Annotated in this window: 10 protein-coding genes; 1 reads left to right on the forward strand and 9 read right to left on the reverse strand. The window is 70.6% G+C overall.

From position 1 onward, the window contains the following. Positions 1-284 (forward strand): SchA/CurD-like domain-containing protein (locus FNQ90_RS08220; RefSeq protein ID WP_306663125.1); only part of this gene is annotated, 284 nt, incomplete at its 5' end. Between the two features lie 73 nt (positions 285-357). Here FNQ90_RS08220 and FNQ90_RS08225 read toward each other — a convergent pair. The 9 genes from FNQ90_RS08225 to FNQ90_RS08265 form a co-directional block, all read right to left on the reverse strand. Next, entirely contained in the window at positions 358-792 is a 435-nt protein-coding gene (locus tag FNQ90_RS08225) for an SCP2 sterol-binding domain-containing protein (RefSeq protein WP_182605768.1), read from the reverse strand. After that, entirely contained in the window at positions 789-1130 is a 342-nt protein-coding gene (locus FNQ90_RS08230; RefSeq protein WP_323379838.1) for an antibiotic biosynthesis monooxygenase family protein, read from the reverse strand. The genes FNQ90_RS08225 and FNQ90_RS08230 overlap by 4 nt, the downstream gene beginning before the upstream one ends. Further along, the gene (locus tag FNQ90_RS08235) at positions 1127-1606 is read right to left on the reverse strand and encodes an SRPBCC family protein (protein ID WP_182605769.1); all 480 of its coding nucleotides are present in this window, start codon (positions 1604-1606) and stop codon (positions 1127-1129) included. Before FNQ90_RS08235 ends, FNQ90_RS08230 begins: the two co-directional genes overlap by 4 nt. A 1-nt stretch (position 1607) precedes the next feature. Next, complete coding sequence (locus tag FNQ90_RS08240) at positions 1608-1862, reverse strand: acyl carrier protein (protein WP_143624267.1); 255 nt, start codon at positions 1860-1862, stop codon at positions 1608-1610. A 127-nt stretch (positions 1863-1989) separates the two neighbouring features. Next, a complete protein-coding gene (locus FNQ90_RS08245) occupies positions 1990-3201 on the reverse strand; it encodes a ketosynthase chain-length factor (RefSeq protein WP_182605770.1) in 1212 nt (403 codons plus the stop codon). Then, positions 3198-4460: a beta-ketoacyl-[acyl-carrier-protein] synthase family protein gene (locus tag FNQ90_RS08250; RefSeq protein WP_143621340.1), complete on the reverse strand. Its 1263-nt coding sequence runs from the start codon at positions 4458-4460 to the stop codon at positions 3198-3200. Before FNQ90_RS08250 ends, FNQ90_RS08245 begins: the two co-directional genes overlap by 4 nt. Then, the gene (locus FNQ90_RS08255; protein WP_182605771.1) at positions 4460-4882 is read right to left on the reverse strand and encodes a cupin domain-containing protein; all 423 of its coding nucleotides are present in this window, start codon (positions 4880-4882) and stop codon (positions 4460-4462) included. The genes FNQ90_RS08250 and FNQ90_RS08255 overlap by 1 nt, the downstream gene beginning before the upstream one ends. A gap of 48 nt (positions 4883-4930) precedes the next feature. Then, a complete protein-coding gene (locus FNQ90_RS08260; RefSeq protein WP_143621345.1) occupies positions 4931-5251 on the reverse strand; it encodes a TcmI family type II polyketide cyclase in 321 nt (106 codons plus the stop codon). A gap of 97 nt (positions 5252-5348) precedes the next feature. Further along, the coding region (locus FNQ90_RS08265) for a peptide MFS transporter (RefSeq protein ID WP_182605772.1) at positions 5349-6814 on the reverse strand (1466 nt) is incomplete at its 5' end.

A 6814-nucleotide genomic window follows, 5' to 3' on the forward strand; every position in this document is an offset into this window, starting at 1 on the left:
CCCCCGGCCCCTCCCTGGCACTCTCGGCGGAGCACCCCACGATCGTCCGCACGGCGCTGTTCCTGCACTCGGACACGCTGGTGCGGGTGGTGCAGTACGACGGTCACCCCTATGACGTGGTGGGCTACCTGACCGAGCGGTGCTGGAGGGCCGACGCCGAGCGGTGGCTCGCCCCCCACCTGGAGGAGTCCGGGTCCCCGGCCGACGCGGACGCCTACCTGGCGACCGTCCACGAGCGGGCGATGCTCGCGGTCTCGCACATGTCGATCCTCGGCGTCGGCTGAGCGGAGGCGGTACGACGGCGGAGCCGCCGCCGGGCGATGAGCCCGGCGGCGGCTCCGCCGTCGTACCGGTGGGTCAGGTCTCGGGGTGGTCGAACCACTCGCCCAGCTTGGTGCCCATCAGGGGGCTCCCGCGCAGCTTCAGCTTGCCGGTCAGGAACGCCTTGGCGCCGGGCAGCTTGCCGACGCCCATCGCCAGCATGTCGGGGAACTTGATCCCGATGGTGATGTCCGGGTCCTCGCTGCGCCCCTTGTCCGTCCGGCAGGTTCCCGCCTCCACGTGGACGAAGTGGAGCTTGGTCCCCTCCGAGGAGGCGATCTCGAACTGGAAGGTGCCCTTCTGGTCCTTCGCCTTCCGCGGGTTGAACTCCGACACCAACAGGTCGAAGATCAGCTCCAGGGCGGCGTCGAGGCCGCCCTCGCGCTGCCGCACCACTTCTTCCAGCTGCTTCGAGGGGGTCGACTCGACCAGCTCGATCAGCTCGGCGACCTCTTCCTGCTGTACGGTCATCGATCCTCCAGGGATTGGGTGGCGGCCGATACGGCCGGGGTCATCTCGTCCATCGGTTCCAGGAGCCGCATCTCCCCGTCCGCGCGGAGCGGCCACAGGCGCCGCAGGTACGCCTGCTGCTCCTCGCTCCGTTCGAAGGCGCGGAAAGTCGGCTCGTCCGTCCAGTCCGTCAGCACCACGTAGCGCCCCCGCTCGCCCCGGGACCGCAGCAACTGCTGGCCGTGGTTGTCGGGGAGGGTGTGGACGTGCTTCGCGTGGGCCCGCCACAACTCCTCGAACTCCGCCTCCCCGCCCTCGACGACGTCGATCCGCAGCAGCACCCTCAGTCCCGCACTCACCGACCGGCCGCCGTCCGCCCGGCGGTGCGGTCGGCGGCGGCCCGCTCGACCAACTCCTTGATCCGGGCCATCTCCCGACGGGTGTTGGTGTTCAGTCGCTCGGTCATCTCCGGGTCGCCGAAGGGCAGTCCCGGCCGGACGGTGAACTCCTGGCGCCAGCGCATCTCCACGCCGTCGTCGGTCTCGGTGTAACTCCAGTGCAGATTCATGTGGGTGAAGGGACCGGTCTCGATGCGACGTGCCCGGACGGTGCGGGTGACCGGGTCGGGAGTGCGCTCGGAGACCCAGCTCCACTCCACGCCGTTCTCGTCGGGGCGCATGGTGAGCCGGAACCGGATCGTGTCCCCGTCCCGGTCCAGGATCTCCGCCCGGGAGTATTCCGAGAACAGCCGCGGCCAGGACTCGACATCGTTGGTCATGTCCCAGACCAGGTCCATCGGGGCGTTGATGACGATCCGATTGTCGGTGGAGGCCATGTCACACCGCCGTCAGGTGCCGGTTGACATAACCGATGACGTCCCCGGGGGTCGTCATCTCCTCGATCGCCTCGTCGGGGATCTGAAGGCCGTACTCCCGCTGGATCTGGCTGGCGATCTCCAGCACCGCCAGCGAGTCGTACCCGATGTCGGTGAAGGCCGTGTCCAGGTCGTTCTCGGTGAGCTCCCGGCCGTCCAGTTCGCCGGCGCAGCGGCTCATGATGGCCTTGAAATCGCCGAAGGTGATACCGCTCATGATGTTCTCTCCTTCTGGGTGGTCGGGACGGGCGTGGTGGCCGCCCGCCGTCTCGGCGCCCGGCCCGGGAGCGGGCGCGGGGGGTTCGAGGGCCCCGGGGCCCCGTGGGGGGAGCCGCCGGGACCGTTCAGAGGGATCGGATGACCGCCGCGGCGTTGAAGCCGCCGTAGCCGCGGGCCAGGACGAGGACCGTGCGCAGTTCCGTCTCGCGCGGCCGACCGACCACGAGGTCCAGCCCGTGGGCGGGGTCCGGTCGTACGTTCACCGTCGGGGGGATCACCCCGTCGCGCAGGGCCAGCAGCGCCGCGGCCACGTCCAGTGGGGCGCCGCCCGCGTACAGGCGCCCGGTCATGGTCTTGGGCACCGTCACCGGTACCCGGCCGGCCCCGAGCACCGCGGTGATCGCCTCGGCCTCCCGGCGGTCCAACTCCGGCACGCCGTGTCCGTCGGCGAGGACCAGGTCGACCTCCTCCGGCGTGACGCCCGCGTCCGCGAGCGCCAGCTCCACGGCACGGCGCAGGGTCGGTGGCCGCCCGCTGCCGGGACGCGGATCGAAGGTGGCCGCGTAGCCGGCCAGTTCCCCGTAGGGGTGGTCGAGGCCGCGAGCGGCCGCCTCCTCCCGGTTCTCCATCATCAGGATGGCTCCGCCCTCCCCGGGCACGTAGCCGCCGGCCGCGCGGTCGAAGGGGAGGAAGGCGCGTTCCGGAAGCGGCTCGGTGCTCAACCGACCGTTGGAGAGTTGGCAGGTCAGCCCGTAGGGGGAGAGGGAGGCGTCGGTGCCGCCGGACATCACCAACCGGGTCCCCCGGGCCAGGACCCGCCGCGCCTGGGCGAGCACGTCCAGGCCTCCGGCCTGTTCCGAGCAGAGCACCCCGCAGGGGCCCCGCATCCCGTGCCGGATGGACAACTGACCGGTGGTCGCCGCGTAGAACCAGGCGATGGACATGTAGGCGCCCACGGCCTGCGGTCCCTCGGAGTACAGCTTCTGCAGTTCCCGCTGGCCGAACTCCACGCCGCCCGAGGAGTTGGCGGTGATGACCGCCATCTCCAGGTCGGAGAAGGCGTCGGTGTCGATCGCCGCGTCGGCCAGCGCCTCGTTGGCGGCGGCGAACGCGTACCGGGTCATGGCGTCGGTCTCCCGGACCAGGCGGGCCGGCGCGTGGTCCGCGGGGTCGAAACCCACGGTCTCGCCGGCCACCCGCACCGGATAGTCGGTGGGGTCGAACCGACTGATCCGGTCCAGGCCGGACTTGCCGTCCAGCGTGGCCTGCCACCACGCCTCGCGGTCCAGCCCGTTGGGGGCGATGACACCGATGCCGGTGAAGACGGGGGCGCTCATGCGATCCTCCTCGGCGATGTGAGCACCACGGCGCTCTGGAATCCGCCGAAGCCGCTGCCGACGCTCAACACCACGTCCAGTTCGGCCTCCCGGGCGGTTCCCGGGACATAGTCCAGGTCGCACTCGGGGTCCGGTTCCTCGTAGTTCGCGGTGGGGGGCACGACCCCCCGGTCGATGGCCAGGGCGCTGGCCGCGATCTCGATCGAACCGATGGAGCCGAGCGAGTGCCCCACCATCGACTTGATCGAGCTGACCGGGACGCGGTAGGCGTGCTCGCCCAGGCTCCGCTTGTACGCCGCGGTTTCGTGCCGATCGTTCTGCTTGGTGCCGGAGCCGTGGGCGTTGGCGTAGTCGATCTCCTCGGGGTTGATCCGCGCCTCGTCGAGCGCCGCGGTGATCGCCTCGCCCATCTCCCGGCCGTCCGGACGCAGTCCGGTCATGTGGTAGCCGTTGGCGCGGGCCGAGTAGCCCGCGACCTCGCAGTAGACGCGGGCGCCGCGCCGCCGGGCGTGCTCCAGCTCCTCGATCACGAAGACCGCGGAACCCTCGCCCAGCACCAGTCCGTTGCGTCGCCGGTCGAAGGGGCGACAGGCGTGCTCCGGGTCGTCGTTGCTGGTGGAGGAGGCGCGCAGGGTGTCGAAGCAGGCCACGGTGATCGGGTAGATGGGGGCGTCGGTCGCGCCCGCCACCATCACCTCGGCCGAGCCCTCGCGGATGAGGTCCACGGCGTAGCCCACGGCGTCGATGCCCGCGCAACAGCCGGAGCTGACCACCGTGGTCGGCCCCTCGGCGCCGGTGGCCCAGGCCACCTCGGTGGCGAGCGAACTCGACATGACGTACGAGTAGAGGTGCGGCTTCATGTAGCCGGGGTCGACCAGCCAGGTGCGGCCGTTGTCGCTGACCGTGCGGTACTCCTGTTCCATGGAGATGGCGTTGCCGACGCCGTTGCCGATGCTCACCCCCACCCGGCCCGGGTCGCCCGTCACCGGGTCGAAACCGCTGTCGGCGATCGCCTCCCGGGCCGCCACCAGGGCGAACTGTCCGGCGCGGTCGGTGCGTCGGATCTCCCGGTAGGACAGGCCGGCGGCCTCCGGGTCGAAGTCGCACTCGGCGCCGATGCGGCTGCGGAACCGACTCGGGTCGAAAAGGGTGATGCGCCGGGTGGCCGTGCGCCCCTTGACGATCATTTCCCAGAACGCCTCCCGGCCGGGTTGTCCCGGCGCCACCACCCCGATGCCGGTGATCACGGCACGCTTCATCACGCGCCTCCCACCTCGGGCAGCGTGCCCTCGCCGGGCAGCGGCTCGCAGTCGACGTGACCGAGCTCGGGACGCGGTGCCAGAGGGCTCAGGAAGAAGGCGACGAACGCCTGTTCGTCCCCCGGGTTCTCGATGCGGTGCCGCACGCCTATCGGCACCATGAACGCCTCCCCCGGCTCCAGGACGAGCTCCCGGTCGTCCACCCGCAGCAGGATCGAGCCGCGGATGACGAAGAAGAACTCCTCGGAGTACGGGTGGTAGTGCTCGGAGACGAACTCGCCGGGCTCCAGCGTGCCCACTCCGCTGAAACCGGAGGTGGCGCCGCAGGTCTTCGGACTGAGCAGGACGCGCAGGTCACCCCCGCGCTTGCGGTTCGGTGGCACGTCGTCGACGGTGATCTTCGTGAGACCGGTGGTCTGCATGAGGGCTCCACGGGAGAGGACGGAAGGGCCGGGAAGTGGGGATGGGCGTCAGGGCGTCCAGCTGTAGAAGGGCTCGGCCATGGAGTCCTTCGGTTCCCGCCACGCCGGGTCGTAGGGGGTCATGTACTGCGCGAGCCGGGTGTTGATGTCCTGGTAGAGGGGGTGGCTGCGGGAGCGGTAGAGGTTCTCGTTGATGCCCCGCTCGGCCTCCACCAGGTGGAAGTACAGGCCGTGGAAGCGGAAGAGGGTGCGCCGCTGCACCCCGATCATGTGCGGCAGTTCGGTGGCGTCGGACTCGGCGAAGATGTCCGCCACCTTCTCCGCGTCGTCGTGATTCATCCGCGCGACGATGAGGGTGCGATGTGCCATGGCAACTCCTTCACGGAACGGGTCGGAAGCGGGGAGGGCCGTTTCCTCCCCGATGCTGCGGTGGACGGCTGGAGACGGTGTCCAGGCCGGCTCGACATCACAGCGGGGCCCTCCGGCCGGCGGGGACCAGCCCCATGAGCACGGCGGCGACCGCGAAACCGGCCAGGTAGGTCCACAGCGGCACCACTTCCACCAACTGGGCCAACTGCCCGCCCAGCCCCGCGCCCAGGGCGGCCCCCAGGTAGAACAGCCCCATCATTCGACTGCCGTGTCCCTCGGGGCTGGACTCCGCCGTGGTGCTCAACCCGACCGGACCGAAGACCAGCTCCCCACAGGTCATGAAGAGGAAGGCGGCCAACAGCCAGAACGGGGACACCGGCGCACCACCGTTCTCCACCAGCCGGGCCCCGGCGGCCAGCACCGCGAAACCGAGGGCCGCGCAGACCAGGCCCACCGCGAACTTCCGTCCCGTCCGCAGCCGGCGGCCGAATCGCAGCCACAGCCAGGCGAACAGCGGGGCGAGCGCCAACAGGAACAAGGGGTGGGCCGATTGGAACCAACTGGCCGGCACCGTGAAACCGGCCACGTCCCGGTCGGTGTGCTCCCTGGCGAAGAGACTGAACACCGACCCCAGCTGCCCGTACATCGCCCAGAACAGCACCGAGGGGACGAACACCCGCACGTAACCGCGGACCCGGGCCCGTTGCGCGGTGTCCAGGGCTTCGGTGCGCAGCATCCGACGGAAGTAGTGGATCGGTATCACCAGGCAGGCCAGTCCGCACAGGGCCAGCACCGGGCGCAACGGCAGTCCGCCGATCGCCGTCACGGTCGCGTACAGCGCCACCAGGACGACCGCGCCCACCTTGGCCCGGCGAACCAGCAGGCTCCTCGCCGCCGGGGACAGCGGACGACCGGGACCCGTCCGGGCACCGCGCAGGGAGGGGGCCCCGCGGACGTACTGCAGGACCCCGAAGGTCATGCCCACCGCGGCCGCGCCGAAGCCCAGGTGCCAGGCGACGTGTTCGCCCAGCAGACCGGTCACCAGCGGCCCCAGCAGGGCGCTCACCTGGATGCTCATGTAGAACAGGGAGAACGCCGCCTGCCGCTGACCGCTGTCGGCCCCCGGTTTCATCTGGTCGAACATCACCGGCAGGTTCGGTTTGAGCAGCCCGGTGCCACAGGCGACCAGGAAGAGACCGGTGAAGAAGGCCTGTTCGGTGGGGAAGGCCATGCAGTAGTGGCCGGCGGCGATGATCAGCGCGCCGTACAGCATCGCCCGGTAGGTGCCCAGCACCCGGTCGCCCAGCCAGCCGCCCGGCATGGCGGCCAGGAACGAGGCCGAGATGTAGAGGCCGAAGAGCGCCGCGGCGGTGCCGTCGGACATTCCCAGGCCGCCCCGGGAGGCGGGCGCGGTGGCGTAGAGGAACAGCAGGGCCTGCATGCCGTAGAAGCTGAAGCGTTCCCACATGTCGGTGAGGAACAGGGTGCTGAACCAGCGCTCGCGGAACATCGACCAGACCGACTGCCCGGCGCCGTCCGGCGGGGAGGGCGGAAGGTCGGGGG

The sequence above is a fragment of the Streptomyces alkaliphilus genome (assembly GCF_014141535.1).
GTDB classification, from domain to species: Bacteria; Actinomycetota; Actinomycetes; order Streptomycetales; family Streptomycetaceae; genus Streptomyces; species Streptomyces alkaliphilus.

What these genes read in the sequence shown, in the direction of transcription:
- FNQ90_RS08240 (WP_143624267.1), bottom strand. Translation starts at nt 1,862, where the DNA reads ATGAGCGGTATCACCTTCGGCGATTTCAAGGCCATCATGAGCCGCTGC.
- FNQ90_RS08250 (WP_143621340.1), bottom strand. Translation starts at nt 4,460, where the DNA reads ATGAAGCGTGCCGTGATCACCGGCATCGGGGTGGTGGCGCCGGGACAA.
- FNQ90_RS08260 (WP_143621345.1), bottom strand. Translation starts at nt 5,251, where the DNA reads ATGGCACATCGCACCCTCATCGTCGCGCGGATGAATCACGACGACGCG.
- FNQ90_RS08225 (WP_182605768.1), bottom strand. Translation starts at nt 792, where the DNA reads ATGACCGTACAGCAGGAAGAGGTCGCCGAGCTGATCGAGCTGGTCGAG.
- FNQ90_RS08235 (WP_182605769.1), bottom strand. Translation starts at nt 1,606, where the DNA reads ATGGCCTCCACCGACAATCGGATCGTCATCAACGCCCCGATGGACCTG.
- FNQ90_RS08255 (WP_182605771.1), bottom strand. Translation starts at nt 4,882, where the DNA reads ATGCAGACCACCGGTCTCACGAAGATCACCGTCGACGACGTGCCACCG.
- FNQ90_RS08245 (WP_182605770.1), bottom strand. Translation starts at nt 3,201, where the DNA reads ATGAGCGCCCCCGTCTTCACCGGCATCGGTGTCATCGCCCCCAACGGG.